The organism is Hyphomicrobiales bacterium (assembly GCA_017642935.1).
In the GTDB taxonomy this organism is placed as follows: domain Bacteria; phylum Pseudomonadota; class Alphaproteobacteria; order Rhizobiales; family MH13; genus MH13.
This window is the reverse complement of the sequence record JAEPOK010000003.1, coordinates 293,592-309,181: the sequence shown is the minus strand read 5'-3', so window position 1 is coordinate 309,181 and position 15,590 is coordinate 293,592. Positions and strand designations below refer to the sequence as shown.

The window sequence follows — 15,590 nt, the reverse complement described above, 5'->3', positions numbered from 1 at the left end:
ACGAAGGCAGCCGCCTCGAAATCGCGCCATCGGGACTGGCGCAAGGCCGCCGCTTCGGCATCTTCGCCCCAAAGCTTACGTTGTGGCCTGGAAACTGTGCACCACAATGAAGGCAAGCGACGTCACCGACACGCTGGAACTGGCATTGCAGGCTTCGGGCTGTGATCAGGTTGCCGTTCGCCACAAGCCTCGCCTGCTCTCGGACAACGGTGCCAGTTACGTCTCCGAGGAACTGGCCGATTGGTTGGGGTCGCAGAACATGAGTCACGTCCGTGGCGCTCCATACCACCCACAGACGCAGGGCAAAATCGAGCGTTGGCACCAGACCCTGAAGAACCGCATATTGCTGGAAAACTACTTCCTGCCTGGTGATCTCAAAGCCAACATCGAGCGCTTCGTCGAGCACTACAATCACCGTCGATACCACGAGAGCCTGGAAAAACTGACACCGGCCGACGTCTACTTCGGACGTGGCCAGACCATTCTACTCGAACGCGAAAGGATCAAACGAAACACGTTCAAACAGAGGCGTTTGCAATACCGCAACCAAGCCGCATAACATCAAAAACAGATGAGCTGATCTCTCGCTTAAGCTGAGCAACCATCGCTCCCAAAAACCCTGACGACGGACACTCTGGGATACAGGCCATATCGCCCTACGTCGAGCAGTGCTTAAAATGGTCTTCACCGAACCCCTCGCCTACACCCGTAATGAGGGTGCTAGAACCGCAACTTTGTCGTTGCCTTTCAAAGCGTTAGGGGGTCAAAAGGCCCTTGATTTGAAAAGTGGTGCCCAGGAGAAGACTCGAACTTCCACGATCTTGCGATCACTGGCACCTGAAGCCAGCGCGTCTACCAATTCCGCCACCTGGGCCGGTGGTTAGGGTCGAGGGCGTTGCATTACGGCTGGCGCGCGGTCCTGTCAACGGCCCCTTCGAAAGGATTGGTGCGCAGCTTGGGCGTGAGACCAATCACCTGCTTGCGCATGGCCCGCAGCGCAGGCTACATCACCGCCAAAGGCGACCCACAAAGGACATTTTGCGTCATGGCTGACACCCCCGGCAATGCAGGGCTGAACGGCAAACTCGTTACCGTGTTTGGCGGCTCTGGTTTTCTCGGACGCTACATCGTGCGCGAGCTGGCCAAACGCGGCTACCGCGTGCGCGTGGCGGTGCGCCGCCCTGATCTTGCCGGTCACACCCAGCCGATGGGTGCGGTTGGTCAAGTGCACGCGATCCAGGCTAATCTTCGTTACAGCTGGTCGGTGGATCGCGCCGTTGATGGTGCCGACGCGGTCGTGAATCTGGTCGGCATTCTGCACGAAAGCGGCAAGCAAAGCTTTGCGAAAGTCCAGGCCGAAGGCCCTGGGTTGATCGCGCAGGCTTGCAAAAAGGCTGGCATCACCAACTTAGTGCACGTCTCTGCGATCGGGGCCGACGAAGAGTCCGAAGCTCAATACGCCCGCTCCAAAGCGCTGGGCGAAAAGGCGGTCCGCGCCGCCATCCCCGAAGCGATCATCATGCGCCCATCGATCGTGTTCGGTCCGGAGGATGAGTTCTTCAACCGGTTTGCCAACATTGCACGCTTCTCTCCGATTTTGCCGGTGGTTGGCCCGCAAACGCGTTTCCAGCCGGTCTATGTTGGGGATGTCGCCGACGCTGTGGCCCTTGCCGTCGATGGCGGCGCAACGCCGGGTGCGACCTATGAACTTGGCGGACCGGAGGTCGATACGTTTGAAGGCCTGATGGAGCGCATGCTCAAAGTCATCGACCGCAAACGCCCAATCATCGCCATGCCGGAACGCGTTGCCGAACTGCAGGCCAAGGTTTTTGAAATCATGCCAAACCCGGTCTTGACCGTCGATCAGGTGAAGATGCTCGCGACCGACAATGTGGTGTCGGATCAAGCCGACAAAGAAGGCCGCACGCTGACCGGCCTTGGACTTAACCCGGCGGCGATTGATGCGATCATTCCGACCTATCTCTGGCGCTACCGCAAGCATGGGCAGTATGCGGCGCTGGGTGCGAAGCCCTGACTGAGACACGACGGTCGCAGATCCCGGATCGGCTTTGCCGTCCGGGATGACACGAGTAACGATCGCTACCCGAGCAGCGCCAGCCCCAAGAAACCAAGCGATCCGACTATGATTCGCCACCAGGCAAAAAGCGCAAAGCCGTGCTGGCTGACATAGTCGAGCACCCACCGCACCACGATCACCGCCATCACAAAAGCGGCGACGAACCCGACGGCCACAACCGCTAATCCCTCGCTTGTAACGATGTCGCGGTTTTGAAAGAGATCGAAAGCGAACGCGCCGGCCATGGTCGGCATGGCGAGAAAAAACGTGAACTCGGCGGCTGAGCGTTTGTCCGTGCCCATGAGCAGCGAGCCGACAATCGTCGCCCCCGATCGCGACACGCCTGGAATCAAGGCCAAAACCTGAAACAGACCGATCTTCAGGCAGAGCGACAGCGGATAGTCCATCACATCGGTGTAGCGTGGCTGCAAGTCCATGCGATCAACGATGAGCAAAATGATGCCGCCGATGATCAGCGTCGTGCAGACGAGGGCAGGGGTCTCGAAAAGCACCGTTTTGATCAGCTCATGGAAGGTTGCGCCGACCACGGCCGCAGGCAAGAACGCCAAAACGATACCGGCCACGAAGCGTCGCGCCCTCGGGTTTGTCGGCAGTTCAGCAGCGATCTGCAGGAGCTTGGCGGTGTAGATCGAGAACACGGCAAGGATCGCGCCAAGTTGGATCAGAACCTCGAATAGGCGCCCTTCATTCTCGAACCCCAGGAAGTGGCCAGCTAGCAGAATATGACCGGTCGAGGAGACGGGAATGAACTCCGTCAGCCCTTCCAACAGGCCGAGGAAAAGGGCTTGGAAAAACGTCTCAAGGGTCATGAAAAGTCCAGATAAGAAACACACCGCCATCGGTGGGCGCTGCCTGTTAAACAGGAGGCAGAAAGAAAACGCTGCTCGACTTGAGACGGCACTGCGCCGTGCCTATACGATGCACACCTGATTCAACAAGCGCCTTGGTTTGGCCATCAGGTCTCGTCAGACCCGCTCGGGCTCCTTTTGACGTGTTTCCCATCCATTGCAACCATGACGGCATCATGACGACGCTTTACCACCTACCGCTGGATGCATCTTCGCGCTTTGTGCGTTTGGTTCTGGCCGAGTTCGCAGAAGCGGTGCATTTGGAACAGGAAAAGGTGTGGGAGCGGCGGCGCGCGTTTCTAACGCTCAATCCGGCTGCCACCGTCCCAGTGTTGAAGACAGATGAGGATTTGGTGGTTGTTGGTGCCGGTCCGATCACCGGCTATCTGACCGAGGCACGCGAGGATCGTGGCGCACCCTATATGCCAGCTGACATCGCCGCCCGCGCCGAGGTTCGCCGTCTCATGGATTGGGCCCTGGTGCTCATGGAGCATGATGTCACCGGCGTTCTTGTCCATGAAAAGGCGCAGAAACGGGGCATTCCCGCCGATCTTGGCGGTGGGCCGCCGGACACCGCCGCCATGCGCATTGCCCGGGACAATCTGGGTTGGCATCTGGACTATCTCGGCCATGTCTTGGCTAGCCGCGATTGGCTGGCAGGCGAACGTTTGACACTGGCCGATCTTGCCTTTGCCGCCGCGCTGTCGTCGCTGGATTATCTTGGTGAGGTCGCCTGGAAAGACCGCGAGTCGGCCAAGCTTTGGTACGCACGGGTGAAATCACGCCCGTCCTTTGCGCCGCTTCTGGAGGAGCGCATCAGCGGTGTGATACCACCGGCGCATTATGACGACCCGGACTTCTAGTTCCAAACAAACCGAATTTGTCCGCAGGGCTGCCGTGGATGTCGGGTTTGACATCTGCGCTATCACCCATGCCGACCGGATTAATGATCTGCGTCCGCGCCTAGAGCGGTTCGTCACACTCGGCCGGCATGGCACGATGGGGTGGATGGAAGAGACGTTAGAAAGGCGTGGCCATCCGCGCGCGCTCTGGCCAGAGGCAAGGGCGATCATCATGCTCGGACTGTCCTATGCACCGGACACCGACCCAATGGGCACTTTGGACAAAGGCGACACCGGAACGATTTCTGTCTATGCGCGCAATCGCGACTATCACGATGTTATCAAGGGCCGCCTGAAAACCCTGGCCTCAAAAATCGTCTCCAAACTGGGAGGTGGGGTGAAGGTCTTCGTCGATACCGCTCCCGTTATGGAAAAGCCGCTGGCTGAGGCAGCCGGGCTTGGTTGGCAGGGCAAGCACACCAATCTGGTCTCGCGCGAGCATGGCTCATGGCTGTTCTTGGGCGCGATCTTTACGACGCTTGATCTGCCCGATGATGCCCCAGAGAGCGACCATTGCGGCTCGTGCACGCGGTGTCTGGACATCTGCCCGACCAACGCCTTTCCCGCGCCCTACCAATTGGATGCGCGGCGCTGCATCTCCTACCTCACCATCGAGCACAAGGGGCCGATCCCGGAGGAGTTCCGCAAGGCCATGGGCAACCGCATCTATGGCTGTGATGATTGTTTGGCGGTCTGTCCTTGGAACAAGTTCGCTGGCACGGCACGCGAAGCCAAGCTCAAGGCGCGTGAAGACCTCAAGGCTCCCAAGCTCGCCGATCTTTTGACGCTTGATGACGCGTCGTTTCGACAGTTTTTTTCCGGCTCACCGATCAAACGCATTGGGCGAGACCGGTTCATCCGCAATTGCCTGATCGCTGCTGGCAACAGCGATGATCCAAGCCTCGTGCCACGCGTCGCAGCGCTTCAAGACGATCCGTCTGACATTGTTCGCGATGCCGCGGAGTGGGCAAGGGCGGAGTTGCGAGAAAGCATCAATACCTGAAACGTCGTCCCGGAAGCCAAAAGCTGTCCTTGATCGCCGTGAACAACTGCGCTTGGCTGCGATCCCGGGTCAGGCTAGGGACAACGCCCGAGTGGAGTCAAACAGGCTCCGAACCATCCGCCTTCAGCGCGTAACCGGCCAGATAGAGTGAGCCGCAGATCAGCACACGACAAGGCTCGTCTGAGGCGGATTCGATCTCCTGCAATGCATCTTCCAGGCTCGGGCTGATCGCGGCGAAAGTGCCGCCTTCCGCAGCCGACGAGGCAAGGCTTACCGTGTCATAGCTCTTTTCGTGCCCAGGGATCGGAATGGCGATCACCTGCCGCGCCAACCCGCCGAATGGTTCAAAAAAGCTGGAGGCATCTTTGGTGCGCAGCATGCCTGCCACGAGAAAAAGTGGGCGTGGCACGCGATCTTCCAGATCAGCCATCGCCTCTGCCAGCGCCTGGCCACCACCAGCATTGTGTCCGCCATCGAGCCAGACATCGCATGAGGGGGCAAGCGCCGCCAGATCACCGGTGAGCTTCTGCAAACGCGCCGGCCAGGTTACGGTGCTCATCGCCGTTTCAAAGGCCTGGTCAGGAAGCTCGAACTGGCTGTGCCGCATGGCCGCGAGCGCCAGCCCTGCATTGATGATCTGATGGCGTCCTGGCAGGCGCGGCAGCGGCAAATCGAGCAATCCGAACGCGTCTTGATACACCAGACGCCCATGCTCCTCATAGGCCATGTAATCTTGGCCATGGACAACAAGCGGTGCGCCGACCCGTTGCGAGGCGGCCCGGATAACCTCAAGTGCGGCTGGTTCCTGCGGGCCGATCACGGCCGTGACGTCTCGCTTCAAGATGCCAGCCTTTTCTGCGGCGATCTTTTCCAGCGTGTCACCAAGGAAGCTCATATGATCCATGGAGATCGGCGTGATGACGCAGATGTGCGGCGTTTCAACCACGTTGGTCGCATCAAGCCGTCCGCCTAGACCGACTTCAAGCAGAGTCGCATCCGCCGGATGCTGCGCAAACAGCGCCATGGCAGCTGCCGTCGTCGCTTCAAAGAACGTGATCGGCTGACCGGCATTCACCCGTTCGCAGCGCAGCAGAGTCTCAGTCAGCGCTGCATCCGATACGAACTGGCCGTCGCCAGGCGCGCCGATGCGGATCCGCTCATTGAAACGCACCAGATGGGGCGAGGTGTAGACGTGGGCGCTGCGGGCGTCGGCTTCCAGCATCGCGCGCATGAAGGCGATTGTGGAGCCTTTGCCGTTGGTACCTGCCACATGCACCACCGGCGGCAAACGCAGATGCGGGTTGCCCAGATCGTTCAGGAGACGGGCAAGCCGCTCCAGACCTAGGTCCCAGGCGCGCGGGTGCAGCGTCGTGAAACGGTGCAGCAGGTCGAGCACATCGACCTTTTCGGTCGACGTTTGCCCGCCCGTGTTGGGCATAACCGGATCGTTCACCAGTTGGTTCCTTGTCTGCCGATCATGCAGGCTGAGCTTCGCGCTGCGGTTCGCCGTCCGTCATTGCGGGAGCCTCAGGAGAAGCCGGCTCATCGGCGGGTACGGCGTCTTCGACTGGTTCTTCGGGCGCCGCCAGTGCTGGCAACGATACAGGGTTCATGAAGAGATCAACCAAACGAGCCAGCGTGTCGCGCATCTCCTGGCGGGTCACCACCATATCGAGCATGCCATGCTCCAGGAGATATTCCGAACGTTGGAATCCTTCGGGCAGTTTTTCCCGGATGGTCTGCTCAATCACGCGGGGGCCAGCGAAACCAATCAGCGCGCCCGGCTCGGCGATATGGATGTCGCCCAGCATGGCGTAAGATGCCGTAACACCGCCGGTGGTGGGATTGGTGAGCACCACGATATAGGGCAGGCCCGCTTCCTTGACGCGCTGCACGGCAACGGTCGTGCGCGGCAGCTGCATGAGCGAGAGAATGCCCTCTTGCATGCGCGCTCCGCCAGACGCGGCAAACAGGATCAGAGGACGGCCGCGCTCGACCGCGACTTCGGCGGCCTTGATGAACGCTTCGCCTGCGGCCATGCCGAGCGAACCGCCCATAAAGGCAAAGTTCTGCGCCGCGACCACCACAGGCTGAGCGTGAATGGTGCCAGCCGCCACCAGAAAGGCATCCTGCTCATTGGTCTTGCCGCGCGCATCGCGGATGCGGTCGGTGTATTTGCGCTCATCACGAAACTTCAACGGATCAGCGGCCACATCCGGCGTTTCGATCAGCTCGAACTGCGCCTCATCGAACAGCCGTTCCAAGCGACGGCGGATCGGCATGCGCATGTGGTGACCGGAGTTCGGCACGACCCAATCATTGTTCTCAAGGTCGCGGTGGAACACCATCTCACCCGTTTCCGGACACTTGATCCAAAGATTTTCCGGCGTTTGGCTCGAAGAGGCAAACAGGGTGCGGATCTTTGGCCGCACGACATTGTCGATCCAGTTCACGGGGAGAGGTCTCCTAAAAGGGCTTAGACCGCTTGGGTACTAGGCCGTTTTCGCTGCGCGGCGCACGCCGCCAGCCAGTTGCGCGGTCATTTCCGTCACCGCTTTTATCGTCATATCGGTGGCCTTGCCATCCTCATCAAGGCTTCCGGCGACGGCATCCACCAATGCCGATCCAACAACCACACCGTCGGCCACCGCGCCAATGCGCGCCGCATCGTCGGGTGTTTTGATGCCGAAACCAACGGCAACAGGCAGATCGGTGTGACCCTTGATACGGGTGACGGCGGTTTCAACCTGCGCCGGATCGGCGCTTGCCGTCCCGGTGATACCTTTAATGGCTACGTAATAGACGAAGCCCGACGTGTTCTTCAAAACCGCTGGCAGTCGTCTATCGTCGGTCGTCGGGGTGGCAAGGCGCACAAAGTTGAGGCCCGCCTCAAGCGCCGGCAGGCATAGCTCGTCGTCGGTTTCTGGCGGCAGATCGACCACGATCAGCCCATCCACGCCGACCCGCAGGGCCTCCGTCAAAAACGCCTCCACACCATAGATGTAGATGGGATTGTAGTAGCCCATCAAAATAATCGGCGTTTCCTGATCGACCTCGCGAAATTGCTCGACCAGCTTCAGCGTCTTGGCCAAGGTTTGGCCGCCGTGCAACGAGCGTCGCGCCGCCGCTTGGATTGAGGGGCCATCGGCCATGGGGTCAGAAAACGGCATGCCGAGTTCGATGAGGTCGGCGCCCCAGGTGGAGAGCGCCTTCATGATCCCCAGCGAGGTTTCAAGGTCCGGGTCACCGCCCATCACATAGGTCATGAGCGCCGGGCGGCCTTCGGCCTTGAGGGCGGCAAACCGGCTTTCGATACGCGTTGTCATACAGAGCTTTCTGATAAGTCGGGATGGCCAAACCGCTCGCCATCATTCCATTGGGGAACCTGATTGCCGTGCGCCGGGATGCCGCCGGCATCTTTCAGCATCCGCGCCATATGGATCAGGTTCCAGGTCATAAAGGTTGTGTTTTTCTTCGTGAAATCATTGTCATAGCCCGCGCCATCATCGCCGTAAGAGGCGCCCGGGCCAACTTCGCCAATCCAACCGCAATCGGCCTGCGGCGGAATGGTGTAGCCGACATGCTGCATGGCGTAGAGCAAAGTCATCGCAGCGTGCTTCACTCCATCCTCATTGCCGGTGATGATGCAACCGCCTGTTTTGCCGTAAAAAATGCCCTGGCCCTTGTCGTTCTGCTGGCCCGAATGGGCGTAGAGCCGCTCGATGATCACCCGGCAGATCGAGGATTCTTCCCCCAGCCAAAGTGGCGTTCCAATCACCAGGATGTCCGCCTCGCACACCTTTGGCCAGATATGGTCTGGCCAGTCATCATGGTCGGCGCCATGCTCGCGCATGTCGGGATAGATGCCGAAGGCGATGGCATGGTCGGCGGCGCGGATCATGGAGACGCCGACGCCGGCCTTCTCCATGATCGCCATGGAATTGCGCATCAGTTTTTCGGTGTGGCTATCGCCCTGGTTTGTGCTTTTCAGCGTCGTGTTGATGAACAGGGCATTGAGGTCAGAATAGTCGGTCATGAATAGCCTTTCTTGGAGATCGTTTCACCATCTTCTTTGGTGAACGTTCCAACGGCCTGCGCGTTCGGCAGAACCTCCAAGACTTTTTCCGATGGGCGGGCGAGCACCGCGCCAAGCGGTGTCACGACGATAGGTCGGTTCATCAAAATCGGATGCGCGACCATCGCATCCAACAACTGGTCATCGGTGAGGTCCGGATCATCGAGCCCGAGCTCCTCATAGGGCGTGCCCTTTTTGCGCAGGACCTCACGAACCGAAAGTCCAGTCGCCTGGATGAGGCTGACAAGCGTGTCGCGGCTCGGTGGGTTTTTCAGATACTCGATCACCTCTGGCTCTTCGCCCGACGCGTGGATCATTGCCAGCGTGTTGCGCGAGGTGCCGCATTTTGGGTTGTGGTAGATCGTGATGGTCATGCCGAAGGCCTACTGCCGCGCCGTGTCCTGGGCTTCCAATGCCTGCGCAACGGTGTGCACGTCTTTGTCGCCGCGCCCGCAGAGATTCATCACCAGGATCTGATCCTTGCCCATGGTCGGCGCGATTTTGGCGACATGGGCGAGCGCATGGGCAGGCTCCAGTGCTGGCAGGATGCCTTCGGTACGCGACAGCAGTTTAAAGGCTTCCAGCGCTTCGCTGTCCGTCACCGGCACATACTCCACCCGGCCAATGTCTTTCAGCCAGGAATGCTCTGGCCCGATGCCAGGATAGTCGAGCCCGGCTGAGATCGAGTGGCCTTCCAAAATCTGACCATCCTCATCCTGAAGCAGGAAGGTTCGGTTGCCGTGGAGCACGCCGGGGCGACCTCCGGAGAGCGATGCTGCATGGCCGTTTTCAACGTCCACGCCATGACCACCGGCTTCGACGCCGATCAGTTGAACATCGGTGTCGTCGAGGAACGGGTGGAAGAGCCCGATGGCGTTCGAACCACCGCCAACGCAGGCCACCGCCGCATCCGGCAAACGCCCTTCCACCTCAAGCATCTGGCCGCGGGTTTCCTTGCCGATCACCGATTGAAAATCGCGCACCAGCATCGGGTAGGGGTGGGGGCCAGCGGCGGTGCCGATCAAATAGTAGGTTTCATCAACGGTGGCGACCCAATCGCGCAGCGCTTCATTCATCGCGTCCTTTAGCGTACCTGCGCCGGCGGTCACTGGGATGACCTCGGCGCCCAGAAGCTTCATGCGAAAGACATTGGGTGCCTGTCGTTCCACATCGGTGGCGCCCATATAGACGACGCATTTCAGCCCGAAGCGCGCGCAAACGGTGGCCGTTGCCACACCATGTTGCCCGGCACCGGTCTCGGCGATGATCCGTGTTTTGCCCATGCGGCGGGCCAGCAGGATCTGGCCAAGGCAATTGTTGATCTTGTGGCTGCCGGTGTGGTTCAACTCGTCGCGCTTGAAGTAAATTTTTGCTCCGCCCAGCTCCTCGGTCAGGCGCTCGGCGAAATAAAGCGGCGACGGTCGGCCGGCATAGGTGGCGTTGAGGCCATCCAGCTCTGTTTGGAAATTCGGGTCCGCCTTGGCGTCCTCATAGGCCTGCTCCAGGTCGAGGATCAGAGGCATCAGCGTTTCGGCGACAAAGCGCCCGCCAAAGATACCGAAATGGCCGGCCTCGTCGGGTCCAGTGCGGAAGGAGTTGGGCTGCGCGGTCGGTGGGGTCAAGCGCTGGTCCTCATCGTCAAATCGGGTGTGGCCGCTTTGGCGGCGGCGATAAACTGTTCAATTAGGGCGGCGTCTTTGTGGCCTGGCGCGCTTTCAACGCCGGAAGAGACGTCGACGCCACTGGCGCCGGTGGCCTTTATGGCATCGCCCACTGTCGCGGGCGTCAGACCACCGGAAAGCATGAAGGGCTGCGAGCGGTCAACCGAATCCAGCAAAGCCCAGTCGAATGTCACACCGAGCCCCCCAGGACGCGTCGCGTCTTTCGGCGGTTTGGCGTCAAGCAGCAGCCTGTCGGCAACGCCGACAAAGGTGTTGGCCGAAACGACGTCCTCGGCCGATCCGATGCCGACGGCTTTCATCACCGGGCGACCAAATTGCGTGCGAATAGCTTCAACCCGCGCCGCTTCCTCGCTGCCATGCAATTGCCACCAGTCTGGTTTGACGACCTCGTTGAGTGCACCCAAATGCGCGTCTGTTGCGTTGACAGTCAGGATGACGATCTGCGCCCGTCCGCGCGCCATGGTGGCAAGCGATTCCATTCGCGAAAGCTCGACGTGGCGAGGGCTTTTTTGGAAATTGACGAACCCGACCATATCAGCGCCGGCGGCAAGTGCTGTTTCCAGCGTTTCCGGCTCGCTCAACCCGCAGATTTTAACGTCAACAGAAGGCATCGCGGTGATCTAGCGGTGCGGACGCGCCGGGGCAAGCGTGAGGTGACGGCAAAACGGTAGGGGGTTAAGACGGGCCATGGACGAAACACTCTCGCAAACTGAGATCGAGCGCTACGCCAGGCATCTGGTGATCCGCGATGTGGGCGGACCGGGCCAGCAGAAACTGAAGGCAGCCCATGTCGCCGTCATCGGGGCAGGGGGGCTTGGCGCACCCTGTCTGCTGTATCTGGCGGCGGCAGGGGTCGGGACATTGACCCTTATCGATGATGACAGCATCGCGCTCTCCAATCTGCAACGCCAGGTCATCCATCCGACGGCGCGAGTGGGTGATCCGAAGGTGGAAAGCGCAGCCGACGCCCTCCAGGCGGTAAACCCGCACGTCGCGCTGATCAAACATCAGACGCGATTGTCATCAGACAACGCATCCAACCTGTTGCAAGGCGCCGATGTGGTTGTTGATGGATCGGACAGTTTTGAAACCCGGGCCCATGTTGCCGCCGCGTGTGAAATTCTTGGTGTTCCACTTGTCACCGGTGCAGTCTCGGTTTGGGAGGGGTCGCTGACGGTCCTTGCACCGCACAGGACCAGGGATGATGGCCACCCTTATCCACGCTTCGCCGATCTTTTTCCCAACCCTCCGGCGCCCGGTTCCTTGCCGACCTGCGCGGAAGTTGGCGTGATCGGCGCTCTGACGGGCATGCTCGGCACCATGCAGGCCATGGAAGCAATCAAGCTGATCACCGGTGCCGGTGAGCCGCTGCTTGGCCGGCTGCTATTGGTCAACGCGTTGACGATGCGCTTTGAAGAGATCGCCTATGGCTGATCTGTTCGCCAAAGCTGAGCAGTTGATGGGTATGGACGATCGCACCTGGGCGCGCCATGCCAACCCTTGGAGCTTCTGGACGCGCCTCATCATCTTGCCTTTGCTGGCTTTGGCCATTTGGTCGCGCCTCTGGATCGGTTGGTGGTGCCTGCTACCGATAGCCGCGATTATTGTCTGGACGTTCATCAATCCGCGCGCCTTTCCGGAACCCGAAACGTTGGACCGCTGGGAATCCAAGGGCGTGCTAGGCGAGCGGGTGTTCCTGGCTCGCAAGACCAATCCCATCTCGGAGCACCATCTGCGCTGGGGAATCGGCCTGTCTGTTGTGGCGGGGGTAGGTCTTGTGCCGCTGATCTACGGCCTATGGACGTTGGACCTGTGGGCCACTTTGCTTGGCCTGGTGATGACTCTCGGCGGAAAGCTGTGGTTCATCGACCGAATGGTGTGGTTGTTGGCGGATACCACCAGCGACTGAATGCGATGGTCATCCTCGGGCTTGACCCGAGGATCCAGTGCCACTGGTCCGCACAACGCTGTATCAAAACCGGCGACGGCAGTTGACGATCACCTTAAATCTGCTCGGCAACACACGATCTGGCGGGCACCCGCGGTTGCGTCGGAGGCGCAGAGCAAACAAGGATGGAGGTTGAGCCGGAGGCGCAGAGCAAACAAGGATGGAGGTTGAGCCGAAGGCGTAGAGCGGAAGTAAACGGACCACCGCCCAGCAACCAATGCGGAACGTGAGTTTCTTACAACATGCTCGGCAGCACACGATCTGGCGGGCGGTGCCCGTCGGCGAAGGTGCGGATGTTGATGATCACCTTCTCACCCATATCGATGCGGCTTTCGATGGTGGCCGAACCCATGTGTGGGAGCAGCACTACCTTGTTGTCGCGCGCCAGCTTGATGAGCTTCGGATCAGCCGAGGGCTCGTGCTCAAAGACGTCGAGCCCGGCACCGGCGAGTTGATCGGATTCCAGCATACGGATCAGCGCCGCTTCATCGATGATCTCGCCGCGCGCCGTGTTCACGATGAACGCCGTCGGCTTCATCAATTTGAGGCGGCGGGCTGAAAGCAGGTGGAACGTTGCCGGTGTGTGCGGACAATGGACCGACACAACATCCATGCGCGCCAGCATCTGGTCGAGCGACTCCCAATAGGTCGCCTCGAGCTCTTCTTCGATGCCCGGCGCAACGCGTCGCCGATTGTGATAGTGGATCGCAAGCCCGAAGGCTTTCGCGCGGCGGGCAACGGCCTGACCGATCCGCCCCATGCCGACAATGCCGAGCCGTTTGCCCCAGATCCGATGGCCGAGCATCCAGGTTGGCGACCAGCCTTCCCAGTTTTCCGCATTGTCCACCAAATAGCGCGCACCCTCTTTCAGGCGGCGTGGGACAGCAAGCATCAGCGCCATGGTCATGTCGGCGGTGTCTTCGGTCAAAACACCGGGCGTGTTGGTGACGATGATCGAGCGATTGTTGGCAGCATCAACGTCGATATTGTCCACGCCTGCCCCGAATTGGGCGATCATTTTTAGCTTCGGTCCAGCCTGGGCCAGCACGCCAGCATCGATCTTGTCGGTCACCGTCGGCACCAGCACATCGGCGGTGCGCGCCGCTTCCACCAGCTCAGCCTGGGTCATTGGCCGGTCATCGGTGTTTAGTTTGGCATCGAAAAGCTCGCGCATCCGGGTCTCAACCACATCGGGCAGCTTCCGCGTGACCACGATTTGAGGTTTCGTCTTCACCATCTGCATTCACCTTTTCATGCCGGCTCGCCGACGCGTTTTGACCCAAAATTAACGCTGCTGCGCCAAGTATCGGCCCTAACAACCGTACGCGACCCATGTTGTCCAGCCAAACCAATGGCCAGCCAACCAACCCGCGTCTCTCAAGGCTTATCGCAGCGCACAATGTCCTGTCCAATCCGCATCAAAAGTTTCACACAGCCGCTTGCCCTCGTCCTAGCCACAGCCCTTTGGGCAGGGCTGGCGTCCGTCGCTCCCGCCAACGCGCAGGCGCCGGCGATCCAGAACGGCGTGACGGTCGGGCCGGTGACCGGCTTTCCGCTGCCGCGCTTTGTTTCCATCCGTCCCAATGAAGCCAATGTGCGAGTCGGCCCGGGTGGCGCCTATGACATCCGCTGGACCTTTGTGCGCGCCGGTCTGCCGGTCGAGATCACCGCCGAGTTCGGCAACTGGCGCAAAATCCGCGACATGGAAGGCGATGAAGGCTGGATTCGACACGATCTGCTAACCGGACGTCGCACCGCTGTCATCGCGCCTTGGAGTGACGGTGACCCGATCCCTGCGCGCCGTGCACCGGATCCCGATGCAAGCACACGCTTCCTGCTACAGCCCGGCGTTTTGGCTGAAATTATCGAATGCGATGGCGACTGGTGCGAGGTGAGTTCTGCCAACCCGCAGCTCGATTGGCGCGGGTTTGTGCGCCAGACATCCCTCTGGGGCGCCTATCCCGATGAGGCGTTTGAGGCCAACTAATCCGATGGATGGAACCATCGTCGCGCCTGCGCGTTTAGGACAGTAAGCTTCCAGTCTCGGGAGCACAGTCTTCAATGCGAAAGCGGGTCGATTATGAAATCGAACAATGCAGGCTGGTTTGTCGCCGGTATCTTGGTCGTCGTCTTGGCGGGCGCAGCTGTAGCCTACACCAATGGCTGGCTTCCTGGCTCAGAGCCGGATGTTCAAATCGAAGTGGATTTGCCCGGCTCGGGCTAAAGTCTAACGGGCCGGTTGCTGACTAGCTCGTTTTTGGCCGTACGCGGACCAAAACATCAACGCTCACCAACTCCATGCCCTCGGGAATTTCCGGCAGGCGGTTCACCGAAACGGCATTGGACGGCACATCGATCACCTTGTCCTCATGCTCCAAGAACATGTGGTGGTGATCACCGATATTGGTGTCGAAATAGGTGCGGGTCGAATCCACCGTGATCTCACGCAGCAGGCCGGCGGCGGTGAACTGGTGCAGCGTGTTGTAGACTGTTGCCAGGGACACGTCGGCACCAGACTGCTTGGCCACATCGTACAGCCATTCCGCAGAAACGTGACGATCCTCGCCATCGAAAAGGATCGCGGCCAATGAAACGCGTTGGCGTGTCGGCCGAAGTCCAGCGGCACGAAGCTTGGCGGTGGTCGCCGTTGTGGCGTCCATCTGCGAAGGTGTGGTGCTGTCCATCGGGGCCGTCATGCTGTTTATTGCAAACCTTTGGCGCGGTGGCTTGTCCAACTGCCGCTTGAAACCATTCTGTGCGGCGCACCAAAGCCTATTTACTCAAGCGTGCCGAACGGCCCTTTATGTGCCGGTTTCAGGCGCGGAGGTCAAGGTAATGCGGGCCTTCCGAGAACTTTGCAGCGCACTTTTTGCAAATCATTCGCATAATGGTGAACCTGATCGGCGGTGCGAGGCGTTGACTGGCCCGATCAACGCGGGGGCTTGTTTTGCGGCCCTAAACTGATACCACCCGCTGCAAAAACACCGAACAGTCGGCAGAACCATTCTTTTTGCGCCGCTGTTTTATTGGGAGC

17 protein-coding genes, 1 tRNA gene and 1 pseudogene are annotated in these 15,590 nt (G+C 60.0%); 8 read left to right on the top strand and 11 right to left on the bottom strand.

The features are described 5' to 3' along the window. Positions 1–76 precede the first annotated feature (76 nt). A pseudogene (locus JJ917_17740) lies at positions 77–559 on the top strand (transposase family protein). A gap of 228 nt (positions 560–787) precedes the next feature. On the opposite strand, the gene JJ917_17735 reads toward JJ917_17740, so the two are convergent. Beyond that, a tRNA-Leu gene (locus JJ917_17735) sits at positions 788–874 on the bottom strand. A 171-nt stretch (positions 875–1,045) separates the two neighbouring features. On the opposite strand from JJ917_17735, the gene JJ917_17730 reads away from it, so the two are divergent. Then, positions 1,046–2,035 carry a complex I NDUFA9 subunit family protein gene (locus tag JJ917_17730; GenBank protein MBO6700672.1) on the top strand — a complete coding sequence of 330 codons (990 nt, stop codon included), beginning with the start codon at positions 1,046–1,048 and terminating at the stop codon, positions 2,033–2,035. Between the two features lie 65 nt (positions 2,036–2,100). Here the strand turns inward: JJ917_17730 and JJ917_17725 are convergent, their stop codons facing one another. Then, entirely contained in the window at positions 2,101–2,907 is an 807-nt protein-coding gene (locus JJ917_17725; GenBank protein ID MBO6700671.1) for an undecaprenyl-diphosphate phosphatase, read from the bottom strand. Positions 2,908–3,122: 215 nt separating this feature from the next. Between JJ917_17725 and JJ917_17720 the strand changes: the two genes are divergently transcribed. Together JJ917_17720 and queG are read left to right on the top strand one after the other, a co-directional pair. Then, complete coding sequence (locus tag JJ917_17720; protein ID MBO6700670.1) at positions 3,123–3,809, top strand: glutathione S-transferase family protein; 687 nt, start codon at positions 3,123–3,125, stop codon at positions 3,807–3,809. Next, positions 3,790–4,851 (top strand): tRNA epoxyqueuosine(34) reductase QueG, encoded by a 1,062-nt coding sequence (gene queG / locus JJ917_17715; protein MBO6700669.1) that lies wholly within the window; start codon positions 3,790–3,792, stop codon positions 4,849–4,851. Before JJ917_17720 ends, queG begins: the two co-directional genes overlap by 20 nt. 97 nt (positions 4,852–4,948) lie before the next feature. On the opposite strand, the gene JJ917_17710 is transcribed toward queG, so the two are convergent. Genes JJ917_17710 through JJ917_17680 form a run of 7 tightly spaced genes read right to left on the bottom strand, consistent with a single transcriptional unit; the run spans position 4,949 to position 11,219 of the window. Further along, positions 4,949–6,289, bottom strand: coding sequence for a bifunctional folylpolyglutamate synthase/dihydrofolate synthase (locus JJ917_17710; protein MBO6700668.1), 1,341 nt, complete (start codon positions 6,287–6,289; stop codon positions 4,949–4,951). Between the two features lie 37 nt (positions 6,290–6,326). Next, the gene (locus JJ917_17705; protein ID MBO6700667.1) at positions 6,327–7,304 is read right to left on the bottom strand and encodes an acetyl-CoA carboxylase carboxyltransferase subunit beta; all 978 of its coding nucleotides are present in this window, start codon (positions 7,302–7,304) and stop codon (positions 6,327–6,329) included. Positions 7,305–7,343: 39 nt separating this feature from the next. Then, entirely contained in the window at positions 7,344–8,177 is an 834-nt protein-coding gene (locus JJ917_17700; protein MBO6700666.1) for a tryptophan synthase subunit alpha, read from the bottom strand. Next, positions 8,174–8,887 carry a flavodoxin family protein gene (locus JJ917_17695; protein MBO6700665.1) on the bottom strand — a complete coding sequence of 238 codons (714 nt, stop codon included), beginning with the start codon at positions 8,885–8,887 and terminating at the stop codon, positions 8,174–8,176. Before JJ917_17695 ends, JJ917_17700 begins: the two co-directional genes overlap by 4 nt. Then, the gene (arsC, locus tag JJ917_17690) at positions 8,884–9,300 is read right to left on the bottom strand and encodes an arsenate reductase (glutaredoxin) (protein MBO6700664.1); all 417 of its coding nucleotides are present in this window, start codon (positions 9,298–9,300) and stop codon (positions 8,884–8,886) included. The genes JJ917_17695 and arsC overlap by 4 nt, the downstream gene beginning before the upstream one ends. 9 nt (positions 9,301–9,309) lie before the next feature. Continuing rightward, positions 9,310–10,548, bottom strand: coding sequence for a tryptophan synthase subunit beta (gene trpB / locus JJ917_17685; protein MBO6700663.1), 1,239 nt, complete (start codon positions 10,546–10,548; stop codon positions 9,310–9,312). Then, positions 10,545–11,219, bottom strand: a complete 675-nt coding sequence (locus tag JJ917_17680; GenBank protein MBO6700662.1) for a phosphoribosylanthranilate isomerase — start codon at positions 11,217–11,219, stop codon at positions 10,545–10,547. Before JJ917_17680 ends, trpB begins: the two co-directional genes overlap by 4 nt. A 76-nt stretch (positions 11,220–11,295) precedes the next feature. Here JJ917_17680 and moeB point away from each other — a divergent pair, with 76 nt between their 5' ends. Further along, entirely contained in the window at positions 11,296–12,042 is a 747-nt protein-coding gene (gene moeB / locus JJ917_17675; protein MBO6700661.1) for a molybdopterin-synthase adenylyltransferase MoeB, read from the top strand. Beyond that, on the top strand, positions 12,035–12,517 hold the full coding sequence (locus JJ917_17670; protein ID MBO6700660.1) for a hypothetical protein: 483 nt from the start codon (positions 12,035–12,037) through the stop codon (positions 12,515–12,517). Before moeB ends, JJ917_17670 begins: the two co-directional genes overlap by 8 nt. Before the next feature lie 274 nt (positions 12,518–12,791). Here JJ917_17670 and JJ917_17665 read toward each other — a convergent pair whose 3' ends face one another. After that, positions 12,792–13,793 (bottom strand): D-glycerate dehydrogenase, encoded by a 1,002-nt coding sequence (locus JJ917_17665; GenBank protein MBO6700659.1) that lies wholly within the window; start codon positions 13,791–13,793, stop codon positions 12,792–12,794. A 162-nt stretch (positions 13,794–13,955) separates the two neighbouring features. Between JJ917_17665 and JJ917_17660 the strand changes: the two genes are divergently transcribed. Both JJ917_17660 and JJ917_17655 read left to right on the top strand, forming a co-directional pair. Further along, positions 13,956–14,543, top strand: coding sequence for a hypothetical protein (locus JJ917_17660; GenBank protein ID MBO6700658.1), 588 nt, complete (start codon positions 13,956–13,958; stop codon positions 14,541–14,543). Positions 14,544–14,636: 93 nt separating this feature from the next. After that, complete coding sequence (locus JJ917_17655; GenBank protein ID MBO6700657.1) at positions 14,637–14,780, top strand: hypothetical protein; 144 nt, start codon at positions 14,637–14,639, stop codon at positions 14,778–14,780. Positions 14,781–14,802: 22 nt separating this feature from the next. Here the strand turns inward: JJ917_17655 and JJ917_17650 are convergent, their stop codons facing one another. Further along, the gene (locus JJ917_17650; protein MBO6700656.1) at positions 14,803–15,216 is read right to left on the bottom strand and encodes a transcriptional repressor; all 414 of its coding nucleotides are present in this window, start codon (positions 15,214–15,216) and stop codon (positions 14,803–14,805) included. Between the last annotated feature and the right edge of the window lie 374 nt (positions 15,217–15,590).

What these genes read in the sequence shown, in the direction of transcription:
- JJ917_17730 (MBO6700672.1), top strand. Translation starts at nt 1,046, where the DNA reads ATGGCTGACACCCCCGGCAATGCAGGGCTGAACGGCAAACTCGTTACC.
- JJ917_17725 (MBO6700671.1), bottom strand. Translation starts at nt 2,907, where the DNA reads ATGACCCTTGAGACGTTTTTCCAAGCCCTTTTCCTCGGCCTGTTGGAA.
- JJ917_17720 (MBO6700670.1), top strand. Translation starts at nt 3,123, where the DNA reads ATGACGACGCTTTACCACCTACCGCTGGATGCATCTTCGCGCTTTGTG.
- queG (MBO6700669.1), top strand. Translation starts at nt 3,790, where the DNA reads ATGACGACCCGGACTTCTAGTTCCAAACAAACCGAATTTGTCCGCAGG.
- JJ917_17710 (MBO6700668.1), bottom strand. Translation starts at nt 6,289, where the DNA reads ATGCCCAACACGGGCGGGCAAACGTCGACCGAAAAGGTCGATGTGCTC.
- JJ917_17700 (MBO6700666.1), bottom strand. Translation starts at nt 8,177, where the DNA reads ATGACAACGCGTATCGAAAGCCGGTTTGCCGCCCTCAAGGCCGAAGGC.
- JJ917_17695 (MBO6700665.1), bottom strand. Translation starts at nt 8,887, where the DNA reads ATGACCGACTATTCTGACCTCAATGCCCTGTTCATCAACACGACGCTG.
- arsC (MBO6700664.1), bottom strand. Translation starts at nt 9,300, where the DNA reads ATGACCATCACGATCTACCACAACCCAAAATGCGGCACCTCGCGCAAC.
- JJ917_17680 (MBO6700662.1), bottom strand. Translation starts at nt 11,219, where the DNA reads ATGCCTTCTGTTGACGTTAAAATCTGCGGGTTGAGCGAGCCGGAAACG.
- moeB (MBO6700661.1), top strand. Translation starts at nt 11,296, where the DNA reads ATGGACGAAACACTCTCGCAAACTGAGATCGAGCGCTACGCCAGGCAT.
- JJ917_17670 (MBO6700660.1), top strand. Translation starts at nt 12,035, where the DNA reads ATGGCTGATCTGTTCGCCAAAGCTGAGCAGTTGATGGGTATGGACGAT.
- JJ917_17665 (MBO6700659.1), bottom strand. Translation starts at nt 13,793, where the DNA reads ATGGTGAAGACGAAACCTCAAATCGTGGTCACGCGGAAGCTGCCCGAT.
- JJ917_17660 (MBO6700658.1), top strand. Translation starts at nt 13,956, where the DNA reads ATGTCCTGTCCAATCCGCATCAAAAGTTTCACACAGCCGCTTGCCCTC.
- JJ917_17655 (MBO6700657.1), top strand. Translation starts at nt 14,637, where the DNA reads ATGAAATCGAACAATGCAGGCTGGTTTGTCGCCGGTATCTTGGTCGTC.
- JJ917_17650 (MBO6700656.1), bottom strand. Translation starts at nt 15,216, where the DNA reads ATGGACGCCACAACGGCGACCACCGCCAAGCTTCGTGCCGCTGGACTT.